The sequence below is a fragment of the Bradyrhizobium sp. AZCC 2230 genome, assembly GCF_036924495.1.
Lineage (GTDB): Bacteria > Pseudomonadota > Alphaproteobacteria > Rhizobiales > Xanthobacteraceae > Bradyrhizobium > Bradyrhizobium rifense.
On the sequence record NZ_JAZHRS010000001.1, the window covers coordinates 4,344,487 to 4,363,197 of the forward strand.

At 63.3% G+C, this 18,711-nt stretch carries 20 protein-coding genes; 4 read left to right on the forward strand and 16 right to left on the reverse strand.

Features of this window, described 5'->3' with window-relative positions:
• The first annotated feature begins 129 nt into the window (after nucleotides 1–129).
• Complete coding sequence (locus tag V1280_RS20760) at nucleotides 130–978, forward strand: SDR family oxidoreductase (RefSeq protein ID WP_334528093.1); 849 nt, start codon at nucleotides 130–132, stop codon at nucleotides 976–978.
• A 113-nt stretch (nucleotides 979–1,091) separates the two neighbouring features.
• Nucleotides 1,092–2,357 (forward strand): serine hydrolase domain-containing protein, encoded by a 1,266-nt coding sequence (locus tag V1280_RS20765; RefSeq protein WP_334528096.1) that lies wholly within the window; start codon nucleotides 1,092–1,094, stop codon nucleotides 2,355–2,357.
• 57 nt (nucleotides 2,358–2,414) lie between these two features.
• Here V1280_RS20765 and V1280_RS20770 read toward each other — a convergent pair whose 3' ends face one another.
• Together V1280_RS20770 and V1280_RS20775 are read right to left on the reverse strand one after the other, a co-directional pair.
• On the reverse strand, nucleotides 2,415–3,302 hold the full coding sequence (locus V1280_RS20770) for a dienelactone hydrolase family protein (RefSeq protein WP_334528099.1): 888 nt from the start codon (nucleotides 3,300–3,302) through the stop codon (nucleotides 2,415–2,417).
• Between the two features lie 114 nt (nucleotides 3,303–3,416).
• Nucleotides 3,417–4,643 carry an MFS transporter gene (locus tag V1280_RS20775; protein ID WP_442895242.1) on the reverse strand — a complete coding sequence of 409 codons (1,227 nt, stop codon included), beginning with the start codon at nucleotides 4,641–4,643 and terminating at the stop codon, nucleotides 3,417–3,419.
• A gap of 531 nt (nucleotides 4,644–5,174) precedes the next feature.
• Here V1280_RS20775 and V1280_RS20780 point away from each other — a divergent pair.
• On the forward strand, nucleotides 5,175–5,753 hold the full coding sequence (locus V1280_RS20780) for a MarR family winged helix-turn-helix transcriptional regulator (RefSeq protein ID WP_334528105.1): 579 nt from the start codon (nucleotides 5,175–5,177) through the stop codon (nucleotides 5,751–5,753).
• A 13-nt stretch (nucleotides 5,754–5,766) separates the two neighbouring features.
• Here the strand turns inward: V1280_RS20780 and V1280_RS20785 are convergent, their stop codons facing one another.
• The gene (locus V1280_RS20785; RefSeq protein WP_334528109.1) at nucleotides 5,767–6,696 is read right to left on the reverse strand and encodes a hypothetical protein; all 930 of its coding nucleotides are present in this window, start codon (nucleotides 6,694–6,696) and stop codon (nucleotides 5,767–5,769) included.
• An 815-nt stretch (nucleotides 6,697–7,511) separates the two neighbouring features.
• Here V1280_RS20785 and V1280_RS20790 point away from each other — a divergent pair.
• Nucleotides 7,512–8,282, forward strand: coding sequence for a response regulator transcription factor (locus V1280_RS20790; protein ID WP_334528112.1), 771 nt, complete (start codon nucleotides 7,512–7,514; stop codon nucleotides 8,280–8,282).
• Between the two features lie 214 nt (nucleotides 8,283–8,496).
• On the opposite strand, the gene V1280_RS20795 is transcribed toward V1280_RS20790, so the two are convergent.
• The 13 genes from V1280_RS20795 to V1280_RS20855 all read right to left on the reverse strand — a co-directional run bounded on the left by V1280_RS20795 (nucleotide 8,497) and on the right by V1280_RS20855 (nucleotide 18,702).
• Nucleotides 8,497–8,955 carry a hypothetical protein gene (locus V1280_RS20795; RefSeq protein ID WP_283049937.1) on the reverse strand — a complete coding sequence of 153 codons (459 nt, stop codon included), beginning with the start codon at nucleotides 8,953–8,955 and terminating at the stop codon, nucleotides 8,497–8,499.
• Entirely contained in the window at nucleotides 8,952–9,491 is a 540-nt protein-coding gene (locus tag V1280_RS20800) for a flagellar biosynthesis protein FlgN (RefSeq protein WP_334528119.1), read from the reverse strand. Before V1280_RS20800 ends, V1280_RS20795 begins: the two co-directional genes overlap by 4 nt.
• A gap of 44 nt (nucleotides 9,492–9,535) precedes the next feature.
• A complete protein-coding gene (locus V1280_RS20805; RefSeq protein WP_334528122.1) occupies nucleotides 9,536–10,009 on the reverse strand; it encodes a rod-binding protein in 474 nt (157 codons plus the stop codon).
• On the reverse strand, nucleotides 10,006–10,425 hold the full coding sequence (locus V1280_RS20810) for a hypothetical protein (protein ID WP_334528124.1): 420 nt from the start codon (nucleotides 10,423–10,425) through the stop codon (nucleotides 10,006–10,008). Before V1280_RS20810 ends, V1280_RS20805 begins: the two co-directional genes overlap by 4 nt.
• A gap of 6 nt (nucleotides 10,426–10,431) precedes the next feature.
• A complete protein-coding gene (fliR, locus tag V1280_RS20815; protein ID WP_334528127.1) occupies nucleotides 10,432–11,181 on the reverse strand; it encodes a flagellar biosynthesis protein FliR in 750 nt (249 codons plus the stop codon).
• Nucleotides 11,178–13,259, reverse strand: a complete 2,082-nt coding sequence (flhA, locus tag V1280_RS20820) for a flagellar biosynthesis protein FlhA (protein ID WP_148772939.1) — start codon at nucleotides 13,257–13,259, stop codon at nucleotides 11,178–11,180. The genes fliR and flhA overlap by 4 nt, the downstream gene beginning before the upstream one ends.
• Nucleotides 13,260–13,337: 78 nt before the next feature.
• A complete protein-coding gene (fliQ, locus tag V1280_RS20825) occupies nucleotides 13,338–13,604 on the reverse strand; it encodes a flagellar biosynthesis protein FliQ (protein ID WP_148772940.1) in 267 nt (88 codons plus the stop codon).
• A 2-nt stretch (nucleotides 13,605–13,606) separates the two neighbouring features.
• Complete coding sequence (flgD, locus tag V1280_RS20830) at nucleotides 13,607–14,026, reverse strand: flagellar hook assembly protein FlgD (protein ID WP_334528135.1); 420 nt, start codon at nucleotides 14,024–14,026, stop codon at nucleotides 13,607–13,609.
• Between the two features lie 14 nt (nucleotides 14,027–14,040).
• Complete coding sequence (flbT, locus tag V1280_RS20835; RefSeq protein WP_148772942.1) at nucleotides 14,041–14,451, reverse strand: flagellar biosynthesis repressor FlbT; 411 nt, start codon at nucleotides 14,449–14,451, stop codon at nucleotides 14,041–14,043.
• Nucleotides 14,451–14,795, reverse strand: a complete 345-nt coding sequence (flaF, locus tag V1280_RS20840; RefSeq protein ID WP_334528140.1) for a flagellar biosynthesis regulator FlaF — start codon at nucleotides 14,793–14,795, stop codon at nucleotides 14,451–14,453. Before flaF ends, flbT begins: the two co-directional genes overlap by 1 nt.
• Nucleotides 14,796–14,856: 61 nt before the next feature.
• Nucleotides 14,857–15,915 (reverse strand): flagellar hook-associated family protein, encoded by a 1,059-nt coding sequence (locus V1280_RS20845; protein WP_334528143.1) that lies wholly within the window; start codon nucleotides 15,913–15,915, stop codon nucleotides 14,857–14,859.
• Nucleotides 15,916–15,917: 2 nt separating this feature from the next.
• Nucleotides 15,918–17,402: a flagellar hook-associated protein FlgK gene (flgK, locus tag V1280_RS20850; RefSeq protein WP_334528145.1), complete on the reverse strand. Its 1,485-nt coding sequence runs from the start codon at nucleotides 17,400–17,402 to the stop codon at nucleotides 15,918–15,920.
• Nucleotides 17,403–17,448: 46 nt separating this feature from the next.
• Nucleotides 17,449–18,702, reverse strand: a complete 1,254-nt coding sequence (locus V1280_RS20855; RefSeq protein WP_334528148.1) for a flagellar hook protein FlgE — start codon at nucleotides 18,700–18,702, stop codon at nucleotides 17,449–17,451.
• Nucleotides 18,703–18,711 lie beyond the last annotated feature (9 nt).

Consider the following 18,711-nt stretch of genomic DNA (forward strand, 5'->3'; position numbering starts at 1 on the left):
CTCCCTGTCACGAGCGACCATCGCCCGAGGCGGCCAACGAGTAAAATCGCAATATCTTTTGCCGGACCCAAAAATCTCTTATGAGCGGAGGTGCGCGCTCCGGCGCGAACGGGAACTCACGGGAGACGCATGCGGCTCTTCATCCTCGGCCTCGGCTACAGCGCCCGGCATTTCGTCCGCAAATTCGGCGGTAGCTTCTCGCATATCGCCGGCACGGTCCGCGACCCCACTGCGCGGGACGACCTCGCGGGGATCGAGGTGCATGGCTTTTCCGGCAGCCGTCCGGCGGACGCGACGGTCGGCCGTATCAACGATGCCGATGCCCTTCTGATCTCGATCCCGCCGGGCAGCACCGGCGATCCCGCAATCGCCGCGCTCGGCGATGTGCTGGCGGCGAGGCGCCGCAAGGTCGTCTATCTCTCCACCATCGGCGTCTACGGCGATCACGCCGGCGGATGGGTGGACGAAAGCACGCCGCCGCAGTCTACCCTCGAGCGGGCGCGGATGCGGGTCACGGCGGAGCAGGCCTGGACGGGGACGGCACAAGGCGACGTCGCGATCCTGCGGCTTGCCGGCATCTACGGTCCGGGCCGCAACGCGCTGGTGACGTTGCGCAGCGGCACGGCGCGCCGCATCATCAAGCCCGGCCAGGTCTTCAACCGCATTCATGTCGACGATATCGCCAGCGCCATCATGGCTGCGGTCAACCACAACAGCGGCGGCACCTGGAACGTCTGCGACGACGAGCCCGCGCCGCCGCAGGACGTGATCGCCTACGCCGCGCAGCTGATGGGCGTTGCGCCGCCGGACGAAGAAGCCTTCGCGACCGCGGAGATGTCGGCGATGGCGCGCAGCTTCTATGCCAGCAGCGCCCGCGTCTCCAACGCACGGCTGAAGCACGAGCTCGGCGTCGCGCTGGTCTATCCAACCTATCGGCTCGGCCTCGATGCGCTGTGGCGTGAAGGCGACGGACGATAAGGTTCCGGGCGCGTCCCAGACATGCCCTGCCCGCGCTTGACTTCGCATCTGCACGGTCGTGATCTAGGCATGGAGCGAGCCACCGCATAACGAGCTCGCCTTGGGAGGATACAATGAACAAGACGATCGCCATGATCGCGGCGGCTGCCGTCATCACGCTCGGAGCAGCGCGCGCCGCGCCATTGCCCGAGACCAATCCCGACGACGCCGGTTTCTCGAAGCAGGGCCTTGCAAGGCTCGACAGCTTCTTCGCGCGCGAGATCGCTGCCAAGCGCGTGCCGGGCGCGGTCGTCGCGATCGCGCGGGATGGCAACCTCGTGCACTACAAGGCCTATGGCATGCTCGATCCGGACAAGGGCACGCCGATGCCAATCGACGCGATGTTCGCGCTGGCCTCGATGACGAAGCCGATGGCCGCGGTCGCCGGCCTGACGCTGATGGAGCAAGGCAAGCTGCCGCTCCAGGCAAAACTGTCCGACTACTTTCCCGGCTTTGCCGACATGCAAGTCGGCGTTCAGCAGGCCGACGGCTCCCTGAAGCTCGAGCCGCAGGCCTCACCGATCTTCATCCACGATTTGTATCGGCACACGTCCGGCCTGATGTATGGCGGCCGCCCGGACAGCTCCAGCATGCTTGCTCGTCAATACCCCGAGGGCACGGCGCCCGCGATCGAAGGCGACACACAGGCCTTCATCGAGCGCATCACAAAACTGCCACTGGTGCATCAGCCCTCGACTGAATTCGAATACGGCTTTTCGATCGACGTGCTTGGCGCGGTGGTCGAGAAGGTCAGCGAGCAGCATCTCGGCGACTATCTCGCCGCCAATGTCTGGCAGCCGCTCGGCATGAAGGACGCGACCTTCCATCCCACCGACGCACAGCGCCCTCGCCTCGCTCGTCCCTTTGCCAACGACCCGCTGACCGGAAGACCGCAGGCCATCAAGCTGCTGGACACGCCGACCAAGTTCGATTGCGGCGGCGCCTGCTCGTTTGCGACGGTCGGCGACTACATCCGCTTCGGCCAGATGCTGCTCAATGGCGGCGAGCTCGACGGCCAGCGCATCCTCTCACCAAAAACTGTCCACCACATGACGAGCAACCATCTCGGCCCCGAGATCAAGAACAACGTGGCCAATATCGAGCCGCATCGTGCCGGCTTCGGCTTTGGTCTCGCGGTCGCGGTGCGCACCAGCGAAGGGCTTTCGTCGGTTCCCGGCAATCCCGGCGAGTTCAGCTGGAACGGCGCCTACGGGACGCAGTTCTTCTGCGATCCGAAGGAGCGGCTTGTCGTGGTGGTGGGAACGGCCGCGCCCGGCGAGCTCAGGAAATATTATCGCGAGCAGGTGCAGGATATCGTCTATGGCGCGATGACGAAGTGAGACCGGCGCGCACTCAAGTAGAAAGGGCGGCCGATCGGCCGCCCCTGATATTCAGCGTCAGCTCAACACGCCGTACTTCTTGAACCAGGCCTGCGCCTGCGCCCACGCATCTTCCGCCGCCTCCTTGCGATAGCTGCCGCGATAGTCGGCATGGAAGCCGTGCGGCGCTTCCGGATAGATCTTGAATTCGGCCGTCTTCTTGTTCTCAGCGAGCGCCGCCTTGAGCTGCTCGACCTGGGCCACGGGAATGCCGGTGTCGGCGCCGCCATAGAGGCCGAGCACCGGCGCCTTCATCTCGGGCGCGAGCTGCAGCGGGCTCTTCGGCCACAGCGGATCGGGCGCATCGACCGGCGGACCATAGAAGGCGACGCCGGCCTTGAGCGTGCCGCTATGGGCGGCATATTCCCAGACCGTGCGCCCGCCGCGGCAGAAGCCGATGATGCCGAGCTTGGCGGTGTCGCCGCCCTGCGATCCCGCCCAGGCCACCGTCGCGTCGAGATCGGACAGCAGCTCGGCATCCGGCTTGGCGTTGACGATCGGCAGCAAGTCCTCGAAGTCGGTGATCTTGGTGAGATCGGTGCCCTTGCGGAAGTAATAGTCGGGCGCGACGGCGAAGGCGCCGAGCTTGGCGAGGCGCCGCGTCACGTCCTTGATGTACTCGTGCAGGCCAAAAATCTCCATCGCGACGATGATCACCGGTGCCTTGGTGTTGCCGGCAGGGCGGGCGAAATAGGCCGGCATCTCCTCGGAACCGACCTTGATCTTGGCGTCGCCGGCCTGGAGGCCACTGGTGTCAGTCGTGATCACCTCGGCGCGAACGGGACCTGCCGCAAGCGTGTAGCCGGCGGCGACAGCCGCGGTGGCGCTCATGAAGCCGCGACGCGAGACCGGGGCGACTTTCGTTAGCCCGACGACGTCGGCTGTCATGGTGGTTTCAATGCTCATCGGTCTGTCCTTGCTGATGCCTTGCCCTAGTGTCTTGCCCTGATCCTTCAGGCGACGCATTCGCCAATAGTTGCCGGCAAAACGCAAATCACCAGCCTGCGAGCGGCGGACCTTTCAGATCCGGCGATCGCGCTGCTTCACCGGCGCAGTCTCCGGCATCAGGCTCATCGCGACAAGTCCGACGATCGCCGCAAGCAGCAGGTACCAGGCGGGCGCCAGCGGATCGCCGGTGACATGGAGCAGCCAAGTGACCACGAGCTGCGCCGTGCCGCCGAAGCTCGCGATCGCGACTGCGTAGACGGTGGCAAACACGCCGCCACGGATGTTCTGGGGCAGCGCCTCGGTGAACGTGGCATAGAACGCGGTGAACGGCAGCGAGCCGATGACGGAGAGCAGACCGAAGCCGACCAGCAGCGACAGCGTGCCGGGCGCATGGACGATCCACAGGAAGACCGGATAGGTCAGCAACAGGGTAGCGAGCTGCGGCCAGATCATCACGGGCTTGCGGCCAAGACGGTCGGCAAGCCAGCCACCGACCAGCGCGCCGGCAAACTGAATGGCGTTGCTGACGAGCGACACGCCAAACGCCAAAGTCGACGAGACATGCAGCGTGTTCTGCGCATAGGTCGTCATGTATTGCGTGACATAGGTCGAGATCGTGCCGCTGGCCAGAACCATCAGCGCCAGCGCGATCAGTCCGATGTGACGGCGGGCCTGCGATAAATGGCCCGCGCTTTCTTTCGCGGCGGCACCGGCCTCGGCCTGCGGGATCGTCTCCGGCAGGGTTTTGCGCATCCACATGCCGAACGGCAGGCAGACCGCGCCGATCAGAAACGCCACCCGCCAGCCATAAGCATCGAGCATCTCCGGCGCCATGGTCTTGCTGAGGATGACGCCGACGAGGGCGCCTGCCGTCGCCGCGATCTCCTGGCTCGCCGGCTGCCACGCCACCACCAGCGCCCGATGCTCGATCGGGGCGATCTCGATCAGATAGGCGGTGGTCGGCCCGACCTCGCCGCCGAGCGCAAAGCCTTGCACCATGCGGGCCGCAATCACGATGATCGGCGCTGCGATGCCGATCGTATTGTAGGACGGCGTGAACGTGATGGTCAGGATCGCTGCCCCCATCAGCGCGAAGCTCAGCAGCATGGCGGGCCGCCGGCCGATCCGGTCGGAATAGATGCCGAGCACGATGCCGCCGATCGGCCGCGTCACGAAGCCGGCGCCGAAAGTCGCAAGCGATAGCATCAGACTGCCGTACTCGCTTCCGGTCGGGAAGAAGGTGTGGCCGATCTGGATCGCGAAGAAGCTGTAGGTAATGAAGTCGTAGAACTCGAGCATGTTGCCGACGGTGGCGGCCAGTGCGGCGCGTTTAACGTTGAACGGCTCAGCTTGATCTGACGGCACTCTTGATTCCCCGATCTGTTCGCCCGATTTAACCGCGTGACCGCATTGCGTCGCAACATCCATTAACCGAAAAGAGGGGTTCTCCCGCTGCCCGCGGCGCCATCACGCGTTGCAGGTTGTGTGCGGCTTCGCGCAATTCGAAACGTTTCGCCGCAACATTCGGCTCGATCGTGGCCGCAATGACACATCATGTTGCCCAGGCACAGCACACAGTCCGACATCTGAGCGCGAGCCCGCGTCATTTGACTGAAATTTTCAGATCAGTTGAGCCGTCATATTTACTCGAACTTTCGTCGTGACGCTCTAGTTCCACTCCCGAATGTTCCATCTCCAGAACGGAGAAGCGTCTTCCAAGCGCGGCAATTGTTTCCGCTTCGAGCGAAGCTCGACAGCTTCATTCTGACCCGCAGCGATTGCGCACCCAACGCATCAATTGAATAAAGCTTTATCCGATCTGGCATCGAAATGAATTTGGCTCGCGAAGCAATTGAATTATTGGGACAGGTGGCGCGAATCCTGTGGTTCGAAGGCACCAAGCACGGCATGCGCGATCGCGAGTGGATGGCGCTGCGCTTTCTCTCCCGTGCCAACCGGTTCTCAAGGACGCCTTCGGCGCTGGCAAGCTATGTCGGCACCACGCGCGGCACCGCCTCGTTCATCATCGGCGAGCTCGAGCGTCTCGGCTATGTCGAGCGAAAGCGCTCCACCAAGGACAAGCGTTCGGTGACGCTGAGCGTGACGCAGCAGGGCAAGAAGTTTCTGGCGCGCGACCCCGTCAATGGCCTCGTCGAGGCCATTGACGTCCTCGATGACGACGGCAAGATCCGCTTTCGCGACACCTTGCGACACGTGCTCGATCAGGCGGATGCCGCCGAACAGCGGCACCACACCGACGTCTGCAAGCGATGCATCTTCCTGCGGGAGGATCGCACTGCGTCCGAGAACAAGACGACGGTCGAATTCACCTGCCGGCTGTTTCGCGCGCCGATCGCCGAAGCCGAGATCGACCTGCTATGCACCAGCTTCGAGCATCACCGCCAATAGAACTGTCCGCCGCTCATTTGCGCGCTGAGTAGACGACGCCGCCGCTGGTTTCCACCACCAGACGGCCGTTCTCGTTCCTGATCTCCTCGATGCGACCGAGATTCGGGACCTGCTGGCCGAGCACGGCTTCGATGACACCGCTCGGCCCCTGCAGGATCGCAATGCCTTCATAAGCCTGGCGGACCGACCAGCCCTTGACCGCCTTTCGGGGTGCCGAGCTGCGTTCGGCCGGAGATACCGAGCCCGTGGTCTCGGGTGCCGCGACCGAGGCCATCATCGGCATCGCCGGCGACGGCTGCGCGGCAGCCGGAGTCGGCTGGACCTGGGCCTGGGCGAGCCTGTCGAGCTTCGCGGTCGAGGACGAGCTTACCCGTTCGATGCGATCCAGATTCTCGGCGAACCGGCCGAAACGATCGCTGGTCGCCTTGCTCGACTGATCGACTGCGGTTCGCAGGCCGTCGAGATTCTCGGACACGCCGGACAATTGCTTGCGCAGCTGCGCGACCGTATCGCGCAAATTCCTGATCTCGGCGTTGGCCGCAACATTGGTCTGGCTCGGCTGCGTGGTGAGATAGGCAATAAACCCGGTGCAGGCACACACCACCAGGACGGCGGCAACCGCCAATGTCGCGAGCGGTGCGACCCATGTCGGACGCGGCGGCGGCGGTTTGGCCACAATCACCGCCGGCTTGATCACCACCGGCGCAGGCTTTGGTATCGCCATCTTATCAAGGCGCGCCTTGGCGCGAATGCGCTTCAATCCCTCGAGCGCTGCCTTGGCCGCAACTTCGTCGCTCGCTGCCGACACGGGCTTGGCAGCTGTCGCGGGCTTGGCCGCGCGCGGCGCATTGTTGGTCTTCGTATCGCGTGCTTCCGGAGCCGGCTTCGCCGCTGCGGTTAAATCCGCAGTTTCGGCGGGGCGCGTTTTTCCATCGGACAACATTTGAAAATGCTCCGTTCGTTTTCGATCTGTTGAACAAAGCTAGTTGGTGAAGCTTGCCTGAAACGTGCGCATCAAAAAATCTGTTCGTCACAAACAATGCGACGTCGAATGAGTCCAACGCGTCATGCACGAGGCGAAAGTGCGACTCGAAAGACACACACTCGCCAAGATTTCGCCAAGCTGGAGTCTCACCGCCATACATGAGTCGAATTGTCGCAGGCGGGTGCGCGGCCAGGAGAGTCAATCCCGGGTTGAAAACTCCACCCTGCGACGGTGCGGCAGCACTACCCAAAATAGCTGTATTTGTACGGGCATATGGAACTTTATAACCGTCACGGTGCAAAAGTAGTTTGGATATCAAACCAACTGATGAGCTTGGACATACAAAGAAACAACCAGAAACAAACCAACAGCATCAAGCACACGTAGCAAACGCTTTGTTTCGCACGCTTGATCGGAAATCGGCAATTGTTACGGTCCTACTCAAGTGATTCTCGCCAGTTGGCGAGGAGATCGACTGAGTTCAGTAGCGTTCGGACGCACAGCAACGTGGCGCAACTGTTCTAGGTCGCTGTCTCACCGCTCCGCGGGGTGATCCGTAAGACACCCGCCGGGCCTCACGCAGTAAGCGTTCAGTATCGAGTCGAAGTAACAGGCCTGCTCACGCAGGCACTGAATGCGTAGGGCTGCCCGCGAATATCGAAACCATAACAACGGTTCGCGGGAGGGAAATATCGTCAAACAGCATGGCGTCGAGCCGGGGCATCACAACAAATTCCCGGCCGCTGCAAGTGCGAAACAGGGGCGACTGACTGATGTACATAATCGTTGATGATCGCGAGAGCGTCACGAACAGCTACGTAGGAGGGCTCGTTCGCGAAGGCGTATCGTCGATCGGCTTCTCCTCCGGAGAATTCTGGGACTGGCTGCAATCCGCGAACGAATCGGACCTGGCAGCGGTCGATGCCTTCCTTCTGGGGGACTGCGATGCCCGCGGAAGCCTGCCACGCGCGATGCGGAAGCGGTCCACGGCTCCGATCATCGCCATGAGCGGCCAGAAGATGCTCAAGAACACGCTGGAGCTGTTTGAATCCGGCGTGGACGACGTGGTTCACGTGCCGATTCACCTGCGTGAGATCCTCGCCCGAACGGCTGCGATCGCCCGCCGCCGAGTGGGCGAGCTGCCGAGGCCCTGCGAGACCAGGATCCAGGTCTTCTTCAACGGACGTGACCCCGAGATCGCGGGCCACGCCCTCACCCTGCCCCGCCGCGAGCTGCGCATTCTCGAGTATATGGTCAGCAATCACGGCAAGTGGATCACCAAGACGCAGATCTTCAACGCGGTCTACGGCATCTTCGAATCCACGTTCGATGAGAGCGTGATCGAAAGCCACGTCAGCAAGCTGCGCAAGAAGCTGCGTGACCGACTGGGTTTTGACGCGATCGTGGCACGGCGCTACGTCGGATACCGGCTCAACATCCCAGCCAATGAGGCCATCGACGAGCCGCTGCAGGAGCTCGACGAGGTCGGCATCCTCCTGAACCGGGCACATGCCGCCCCGGCGGCATATCCGGCCGGCAACTGACGCGCTAAAGCGCGATGAGACTAAATGCTCATCGCGCTTTAGACTGTTGTTTGAGCATGATCTATTCGGAAAACCGCCGCACACTTTTCCGGATCATGCTTTAAACCACGGCTCGCAAACGAAAAACGGCCTCTGCGGGGACATCCGCGGAGGCCGGTTTGTTTTCAGCAGCAAGAAACGTCGTTACGACGGTGAAGCCACGCGGCCCCGAGCGTTACGGCTTCTGCTGGAATTCTTCCTTGGAGACGTAGTTGAAGTCCTCGACCAGAACGTCCTGGACGATGTCGGCCTGCATCCGCTCGTTGACGCGCTGCTTGATCCCGGCGGTGAGGACGGAGAGGTCGTAGCGGGCGAGCTTCCTGAAATCGAGCTTGTCGTCAGCGTAGATCCTGCGAAAAGCCTCATCCACGACGAACGGCTCGGGCGGAACGGTGAGCTGGTGCATGGTTCGCGCCTCCACCGTGTAGACGAAGCGCGCGACGATGTAGCCCTGCACGGCGCCGCTCTCGACCATGGGTATGCTCAGCGCCCGGGTCTTCTGGTATTGCAGCCCGTCGAGATATTCGTCCTTCGCGGGCAACAGGGTGCCATTTTCCTTCCAATAGGCCACGCCATAGCTCGTGCCCGCGGTGAGGATGCATACCCAGAGCCCGGCCAGCACCAGTTTGATCATTTTCCGTCTCGCGCTACGCGACCGGTGTAGGTGCCGTCCGACTCGGCGTCCTTGATCGCCCTGACGATGATGGTCGCGACCTCACGCACGGCGTCGTAATGCATTTCGAGAAGCGAACGGTTTCGCTCGAGCTTCTCGCGCAGCTGCCGGATCTCCTCGGTGATCTCGGTCTCGCCGCCGAGATGCATCCGCGCCCGCATCAGGCGGACGAATTCCAGCATGCTCCGGCTCTTGCGCATGCTGAAATCGTCGAAATCGACCTTCTGTCCGGTCGCGAGCGCGACGGTTTCTTCCTCGACGATGGTCTCGAGCCGGCGGATCGCGGATAGCAGGCCACTGACCTCCTCGGCCCGCGTCGCCTCCAATCTTGCCGCTTCAGCCTCGTCGAACGGCATGTCGCCGCCGACATTCGACAGGAGCACGGGCAACAGAGCATCGCCCGACGCGGCCCCTGTCATCACCTCGGAGTCCAGCACCTGCCGTTCAACGACCGGCTGCTCCATCACCGGAAGTGTCGCGCCTTGTTCTACCTGCATCGCAAATTCACCCTTCAACTTTCGTCACCCATGTCCCAGAACCATCAGCCCGACTTGCCCGTCACATCCGGACCAGGCGGATGCGCGGACGCGAGCTGCTTGGCAATTCCGATCCCCTTGCCCTTCGCGAGCTGGGCGCCGAGCTGCTCGGCCAGCATCGATTTCCAGACGCCGCCGGCGGTGCCCTTGCCAAACACCTCCTCCGACTCCTTCGGCAACATCGTCTCGACGAAGGTCTGGAGAATGAATGCTTCGAACTTGCGATAGACCTCGTCCGGGCCGGGCTTCTTGATCACCTGCACCGGCGGCCCGTTCACCACCCCGGACTGCGCTTCCGCCACCTTTGCGGCGGATTGATCGGCCGCGGCCGCCTTGGTGGCCTCGGCGTCCATCGTCGCGGCGAAATCGGCGTCCGACGATTTCAGCGCGTCGAGCTTCGCGGTCGCGGCGCGCTGCGTCACCGGATCGGCGGCGTCGAGGACGTCGAGGACGACGTCGGATGTCGGTGTCACGATCATGTCTTGTTCCGGCTGGCTGGCCGCGGTGTCAAATCCCGCACGGCGGCATGTGTCTCCGTCATTTCCGCGAGCGAGCGCTTCTCGGCGTCGCGCAGCTTTTCGGCCAGCGCCACCTTGGCGACCTCCTCGAGCTGTTTCACGCGCCGGTTCTCCGAACGGACCTTATCGAGCTGCATCGCGGCACGTTCCTGCACGGCACGCGCGCCGACGGTCGTCCTGTTGAGGCGCCTCGCCAGCGAATCGCTCGACGATCCGGCTGGCGGCGTTCCCTCGTTCAGAGTCCCGACCAGCCACACCTGCTCATCCTGCATGGTCTGCTCCTGCTGCCGTAATTGCGCGAGCTGCCATTCGGACAGACGGAGCTGAAGCTTCACCAGCGAGACGATCCGACCGAGCTTGTCCGCGCGCGAGGTCATGGCCCGTCATCCCAGCCACGACGACATGCCGAGCATGAATTGCGTCAGCAACTCGTCGCTGGTGAGGTAGAGCAGCAGAAGGCCACCAACCAGGACGAACGGCACCGAGACGAAATAGACCGCAATCGACGGCGCCAGCTTGTTGATGAGGCCGACCGAAAAATTGACGATGACGGAATAGACGATGAAAGGGCTGGTGATCCGCAGCGTCAGCACGAACGCGTCGGTCAGGCGGCTGGCGAGCTGGTTCAGCGCCATCTCGCCGCTCAGCTTCTCACCGGGATGCCAGACGTCGTAGGAGTTCATCAACCCGCGCAGGACCTGCCAATGCTGATCGGTCAGGAAGAACAGGGTGGTGACCGCTGCCATGATCAGCGGCACCGACGCCGGCGTCGGATCGTTGTCGCCGATCGGCACGCCTGGAATGTTGCTGAGCCCGATCGCGCTCGCCATGACGGTGGACATGGTCTGGAGCGCGAGGAAGAACACGCGCCCGCCGAGACCGATGACGCTGCCGACCAGGACTTCGGTGCCGATCAGCAACGCGAGCGTCAGCGGTGCTGCATCGTCCACGAGCGGCTTCAGGACCGAGACCAGAATCGGCGACAGCGCGAACGTCGTGACGAGCGCGACGAACAGGCGGATCTGCGGCGGAATGTTCGTGCTGGAATAACCGGGCACCAGCATCAGGCAGGAGCCGATACGGCAGAACACGATGAACGTCGCGAGCACGTTGTCGGCGAGGCCGCTGATCACGAGATGGCTCCGAGCGCCCGGATCTCGGCGCTGCGAGCGACCTCGACATGCGACAGGATCGGCAATGTCGGGAACACCCGTTCCAGAATCATGCGGACATAGGGTCGGGCTTCCGGGGTCACCGCCAGCACCACGCTGGTACCGTCCTCGGTGAATTTCCGGATCGAGGCGCTGGCTTCGGTCGCGAACTGCTCGATCAGCCGCGGGTCGGCGTCGAACTCGACGACGTCGCCCTTGCCATCGCGCTTCAGGCTCTGATGGAAGGCGAGGTCCCAGCGGTTGCCGAGGCGAAGGACGTTGAGCACGCCATTGTCTGAGAGATCGCCGCAGATCTGCTGAGCCAGGCGCATGCGCACGTGCTCGGCCACCTGCTCGGACCGCCGCACATGAGGCGCGATCTCGGCGACCGCCTCGAGGATCAGATGAAGATTCCGGATCGACACCCGCTCGCCCAGCAGGATCTTCAGGATCGCCAGCAGGCCAGAATAGGAGATCTGCGACGGACAGAGATCGTCGACCAGGCGCTTGTACTCCGGCTCGAGCCGGTCAAGCAGTCCGCGCATATCCTTGTAGGACAGCAGCTGGGAGAGATTCGCCCTGAGCACCTCGCTCAGATGCGTGAGCAGCACCGACAGATTGTCGACCGGCTTGCAGCCCTGCCGCCTGACCTCATCGGTGAAGGCTTCGGTGACCCACAGCGCCTTCATGCCGAATGCGGGCTCGATCACCTCGTCGCCGGGCACGTCGGGCTTGCCGTCCTTGTCCACCAGCACCATCACCTCGCCGATCCTGAGCTCGCCATGGGCGACGCGGGTATCGTGGATCCGGATCTGGTAGCTCTTGGGATCGATCGACAGATTGTCCGACAGCTTGATCTCGGGAATGACGAAGCCGTACTGCTTGGCGAACTTCTTGCGGATCTTGCTGACGCGGTGGGCAAGCTCGTTGCGCGAGCTGAGCAGATGGACCGACAGATGGCTGCCGAGCGACAGCTCGATCTCGGCGGTCTTGAGCGACTCCTTGACGGATTCCTTGGCGTCGCTCTGCGCACGCTCTTCCGCCTTGCGCGCCGCTTCCTTCTGCTGCGCGGCCGCCTGCCGCCTCGGCAGCGAGTAGCCGACGAAGGCCATGACGCCGCCCAGGAGCACGAATGGCGCCATCGGCAGTCCCGGCATCAAGCCGAGCACGAACATCATCAACGACGCCGCCGACACCGCGCGCGGGTAGCCGCCGAGCTGCCGCAGCACGGCCTGCTCCGCCGACCCCCTGGTGCCGCCCTTGGAGACCAGAAGGCCCGCCGAAAGCGACACGATCAGTGCCGGCATCTGCGTGACCAGACCGTCGCCGACGGAGAGTTTTGTGTAGACGTCGGCAGCGCGCGACAGCGTCAGACCGTGATGGGTGACGCCGATGATGATGCCGCCGAAGATGTTGATCGCGGTGATGATCAGGCCGGCGATGGCATCGCCGCGGACGAATTTCGAGGCACCGTCCATCGCGCCGAAGAAGGAGCTTTCCTCTTCGAGCTCGCGGCGCCGGCGCTGAGCTTCCTTGTCGTCGATCAGGCCCGCCGACAGGTCGGCGTCGATCGCCATCTGCTTGCCCGGTATGGCGTCCAGGGTGAAGCGGGCACCGACTTCGGCGATACGCGTCGCGCCCTTGGTGATCACGACGAAGTTCACCGTGACCAGGATCGCGAAGATGATCAGGCCGATGACGAAGTCGCCGCCCATGACGAACTTCGAGAAGCCGGCGACGACATGGCCCGCAGCCTCCTCGCCCTCGCCGCCGCGCGACAGGATCAGGCGGGTCGTTGCAACGTTCAGCGCCAGCCGCAGGATCGTCGCGATCAGCAGCACCGTCGGGAAGGCGGAGAAGTCGAGCGGACGCTGGATCCACAGCGCGACCATCAGGATCAGGGCCGACAGCGCGATCGAGAAGGCAAGGCCAAGGTCGATCAGGATCGGAGGTATCGGCAGGAACAGGATCGTGAGCATAGCCACGATACCGCCCGCAAAGAAGGCGTCCGCGCCCAAGCGTCGCGCGTTCGGCAGGCTAGCAGCTAAAGTATCGGCCATGGGTCACCGGCAGCAGGGTCCGCCTGCAATTTGCCCCGCAAAGCTTACGCGAGGGTGGTGGCCGGAGCGCTCCGCGGATCAGAAGCCGTGCTCGATCCGCGAATAGACCATCTCGGTGAAGGTGGAGATATGCGCGCCGATGAAGGAGCCGGAGACGGCCACAACCACGAGGATGACGACGATCTTCGGAACGAAGGTCAGCGTCGCCTCCTGGATCTGGGTCAGAGCCTGGACCAGCGCGATACCGATGCCGACCAGCATCCCCGCGCCGACCGCGGGTCCGCAGGCAACAAGGATGGTCCAGATCGCCGCCTGGACGATGTCGAGGGCGTCCCGCTCGTTCATGGCTAGCTGATCGTCAGGCCGGGGCCGACCGCGACCTTGGTGCCGTCTTCGAGGGTCGCGACGGAGCCGTTGCTGTTGATGGAGATCGACGCGACCTTGCCGGTGAAGGTCGCTCCGGTCGAGTCGGTGAAGCTGACGTTCTTCCCGATCAGCCCGTCCGCCTGCGACAGCGCCTGCGAGGACAGCAGCGAGTCCAGCTTCGTATTGGTCTGCATCGCCTGCTCGACCGACGACAGCTGGGCGAACTGACTCATATATTGCGACGTATCCATCGGATTGGTCGGATCCTGATTCTTCATCTCGGCGATGAGGAGCTGCAGGAACGTGTTGTAGTCGACGGTGTTGTTCGACGTGTTCGTCGTGGACGAGGTCGAGCTGGTCGAATTGGTGCTTGTGGTATCGGTCGCGCTGGGGACGTTCATGTGCCTCTCCGCTGTCAGGCAGCCTGGACTGGGGACTCGGTGGTGGCGCCGGCGAGGATCGCCTGCTCCAGGGGAAACAGCGCCCGGATCCGCTTGAGCGCCTCGAAGTAGCGGGTCCCGCCGACCATCTCGTCGATCGCGGCGAGCCCGTCCAGCATCTCAGGGTTCTCGCACACCGCGAGCAGGGCCGCGTGGTGCTGCCCATAGAGCGAGGCGGCGGCGCCGACATCCGTCGGGTTCATCAGCATGAGCTGGACCATGAAATAGAGCTGGCGCATCGCCGTGGTGGCGTCGGAGGCCTGCATGACCTGCCCTTCGAGCAGGAACATCACGTCGTTGACGAGCTCGAGCGAGACCTTGCGGTCCACGCGCAGCACCGCGCCGTTGATGTAGACCCGTTCGCCCGCCCGCAAGGAAATCTTCATTAAAGCGCGTCTCGGATCATGCGGTTGATTTCGACGAGCTGCATCACGTCGTTCGATCGTTCCTCGCGAAGGCGATCGGCTTCCTTGACGACCCACAAGCCGATCGAGATGATGTCGGCGCGCAGCTGTTCGGGCAGTCCGTTCTCCGGATGCGTGAGATCCTCGATGAAGATGGTCCACAGCCGACGGACGTAGAGCAGGCTCTGGACCTGATCCTCCCTGCTGTAGTCCTCCTTCTGGAGCCGCTCCAGCCGGTCGATGCCGAGGCTGAGCGCCTGGCGCTCGCGCCCCCGCGCCTCGTAGCCGCTGTCTTCAACGACCGTTTCGTAGGCTTCAAAAGTCATCCGGACAACTCTGCGCAGAAAATTGCAAGAAACGAAAAGCGAACGCGAACCCGGCTCAGGCTCAGAGATAGTTGATCAGGCTGATCTTCTGGAGCTGCGAGGTGAGCGCGAGCGCCGTCTGGATCTGGGTCTGCAGCGCATTGACGCGCACCGATGCTTCGGTCGGATCGACCTGCTCCATGCCGACGATCTGATTGTTCAGAATGTCTTTCTGGGTCTTGAGCTTGTCGGTCGCGGTGGTGATCCGCTGCTGAACCGTGCCGACGCTGCCGCCGAGCGCAGCAAGGTCGGTGATGGCGCTGCCGACGAGGCCGATGGCCTTGTCCACAACGACCTGGAACGTCGACTGGTTCAGATTCGCGTTCCCGAGATCGGCCATCATCGTGTAGGCCTCGGCAAGCTTGCGGAAGCCGGTCTGGTTGGCGCTGACGGAAGTGTCGGCGATCTCGGTCGTGGAGATGCGGCTTTGCATGACCTGGTCGGTGGCCGACGACCAGTTGGTGTTCCAGGCCGGGCTTGCGAATTCTGCATCGAAGGTGGTGTTGAGGAACGTCTGCATCTGAGCAGGGGTAATGCTGCTCACGCTGGGCGAGGATTGCGGGAAGCCGAAGCCCGTCGGTGGCGGTGCCGCGAAATCCGTATCGACCTGGTTCTTGCTGGCGGAGCCGGCGGCGTAAGGTGTGACCGGCTGGTTCTGCGTGTTGATGCCCGAGAACAGATACGAGCCGTTGTAGGAGATGTTCAGCGCGCCGATCAGATCCTGGAGGTTGGAGGACGCAGGCGGCAGGATGATCCGCCCGCCACCGTCGGTGCTGCGGGCCGCGATCAGGTCCTTGAGGAAGTCCGTTGCGGTCGAGCTGAGCTGGGTGATGCGGTCCTGGGTCACGTCCAGGCGCCCCGCGACGAGCCCGTTGGTATCGACGAGCTGGTCGGCGAAACTCAAGTCCGCCCTTAAGGTGACGTCGCCTCCCGTCGTGGCACCGAGCTCGAGGCCGACATCGGCAAAGCGGCCGGTGGTCGCCTCCGTCGACGCCTTGCTCAGCGCAGCCTGGTTGCTCGTGATCGAATACCTCAATGACGAGGACAACATCAGGGTGGAAATGTAGTTGGCGCTCATCATGACTAAGTCCCCACGGCGGCTAGCAAGGCTTGCAACATTTGGTCGACGGTCGAGATGATCTTCGACGACGCCGAATAGGTGCGCTCGACCTGGAGCATCAACGACATCTCGTCGTCCATGTTGACGCCGTTGACGTTTGACAGCGCCGTCGTGCTGCGGTCGAGCAGCGTACTCTGGTACTGGGAGTTGTCGTTGGCGGTCTTGCGCTGGTTTTCGATCCAGCTCGTCGACGACGAGGCGTAGTCGATCAGGCTGCCGTTCGGCTTGCCTTGCGTGGTCGCATCGAACGGCTGCGACGCATCCATATTGGTGATGAGCTGCTGAAGCCGGGTCGAATAGCCGCCGCTGCCGGCGGTGTTATATTGGTAGGCGGAGTTGCCGCTGATCGCGCCGTCGCGCAGCAGGTTGGGATTTCCGCCCGGTGTGGCGGATGGGTCGACTGAGGCAGCGACCGAGATGGTTCCGGCAAGACCGACCAAGACGGTTCCGCTCGCGGGCATCGTCGGCGCGCCGGGATAGGTAAAGAGACCCGGCACGTCCGGCAGCGTTGGAGTGGCGGACTGATCACTCTCTTTGAAAGTATTGATCAGGCCGCGGGCGACCTCGTCGAGCTGGCTCTGATAGGTGACGGTGTCGTTGTCGCGCAATTGGGCGAGACCGGCGAGCTTGCCGGACTTGATCGGCATCACCGAATTGGCGCCGGTCACGGGCACGCCGTCGATAAAGACCGCGTTCCCGGTGATGTTCGCCGAATAGGAGGTGGTCGGGGCGAAGCTCACCGCCCGCGCCGTCTTGTCGAACAGCACCACGCCGCTGTCGGTGTAGAGCGCAGCATCGCCGTTGGTGCGGATCGACATCGTGACGCCGACCTCCTGGGACAGCTTCGAGACGATGCTGTCGCGCTGGTCGAGATAATCGGTCACGTCGTCGCCGGCGATCGTCCCCTTCACGACCGCCGTATTGACGGTCTGGAACTGGGAGAGCAGCTGGTTGATGTTCTGGACCGAAATGTTCATGTCGGCATCCGCGCCCTCGCGGACCGACTGCACGGTCTGGGTTGCCTGGTTGAGCGCGGTCGCCATGTCCTTGGCGGACGTCACGGCGGCCTGGGCCAGCGTGGTATTGTCCGGGGCGTTGGCATATTGCTGAAGCGCCTGCTTCAGCGCATTGAGCTGCGCCGTCGGCGACTGGTCGAGCTGCGGGTCGTCCACGGTGGCAGAAGCGATCTTCTGGAGACCGTCATAGATCGCGCTCTGCGTGGCGGCCGCGGAGGTCGCGGTCAGGACGTTGCTGTACAGGCCGGAGGAGGCGGCGCGCTGGATCGCCGCCACGTAGACGCCGGCACCGGGAAGATTGTCCAGCACCGTGATCTTGCGCGAATAGCCGGTCGAACTGGCGCCGGCGATGTTGCGCGAGACGGTCGACGACTGGATGCCCGACGCCATGAGCGAATTGCGGGCGGAGTCGAGGGCTGACGTAATGGACATGGCGTGCTCTTGAACGTTCTCTTGCCCGGGAAGGGCGCTGAAGAATTCAGCGCTTCAGGTTGACGACGACGTCGAGGAGATCAGCGCCGGTCTGGAACGACTTCGAGTTCGCGGTGAAACCGCGCTGCGCCGAGATCATGTCGGTCAGCTCGCTGGCAAGATCGACGTTGGAGTCTTCGAGCGCGCCGGACTGGATGGTTCCGAGACCGCCCTGACCGGCCAGGCCGACCTGTACGTTTCCGGAGTCCAGGTTCGGCGAATAGACGTTGCCGACCTCGGGCGTCAGATGGTCCGGGCTCGGCACGGTCGCGAGCGCGATCTGGAAGCTCGGCAGCTCGGTGCCGTTCTTGAGCACTGCGGTGACCACACCCTTGCTGTCGATATTGACCTTGTCGACGGCAGACGGCGCGTTGCCGTCGACGGTCGCCTTGAAGTCGAAGCTGGAGGCGACCTGGGTCATCGCCGACATGTCAATCTTGAAGGTGCCCGAGCCGCCCGGGATTGCAACCGTGAGCGACGTCGCGCTCGGCGGCGGGCCCACCAGGTCAAGCTTGCCTTTTCCGGTTGAACTCACGTCGAACTTGAATGTCGTGGCAGCACCGTGCGTCGTGAGCACGTTGCCCGCGGGATCGTAGACTTCGACGTCCCACGTATTCGCGCTGGTCTTGGCCGCGTAGACACTGAGCGTCACGGGATTTCCGATATTGTCGTAGGTCACCATCGACGTCTTCGACGTGTAATTGCCCGGGCCAGCCGCAGCGGCCGGTGTGCCGACAACCGCCGCGCTCGGATCGAGGTTGGCTGCCACGGTCGCCAGCGTCGACGGCGAGGCCTGCAGCGCCATCTGATTGACGTTGACGACCTGCAAGCCGCCGAAGCCGTTGGCGGAGACATTTGGCGTGGCGCCGTTCTGGATGTTGTAGCCCATCAGCTGGAAGCCAGCCGTGTTGACGAGATTGCCCGTGCTGTCGGGCACGAACGAGCCGGCACGCGTGAGGAAGTTGTTGCCGTTGGTGTCCTGCACGACGAAGAAGCCGTTGCCCTGGACCGCAAGGTCCGTCGTCGAGGTCGTGAACTGGAGGTTGCCGGGATCGGTGATGGCGTAGCGGACCGTGGTCTCGACCGCGCCGGAATCGTAATTGCCGGAGCCGCTCTTCAGGATCAGCGAGGAGAATTCCGTCGAAGCCCGCTTGTAGCCGACCGTATTGACGTTCGCGATGTTGTCCGAGACCGTCGACAGCTTGTTGGACTGCGCGTTCATACCGGAAACGCCGGTGCGCATAACACCATACAGGCTCATAGATTGGGC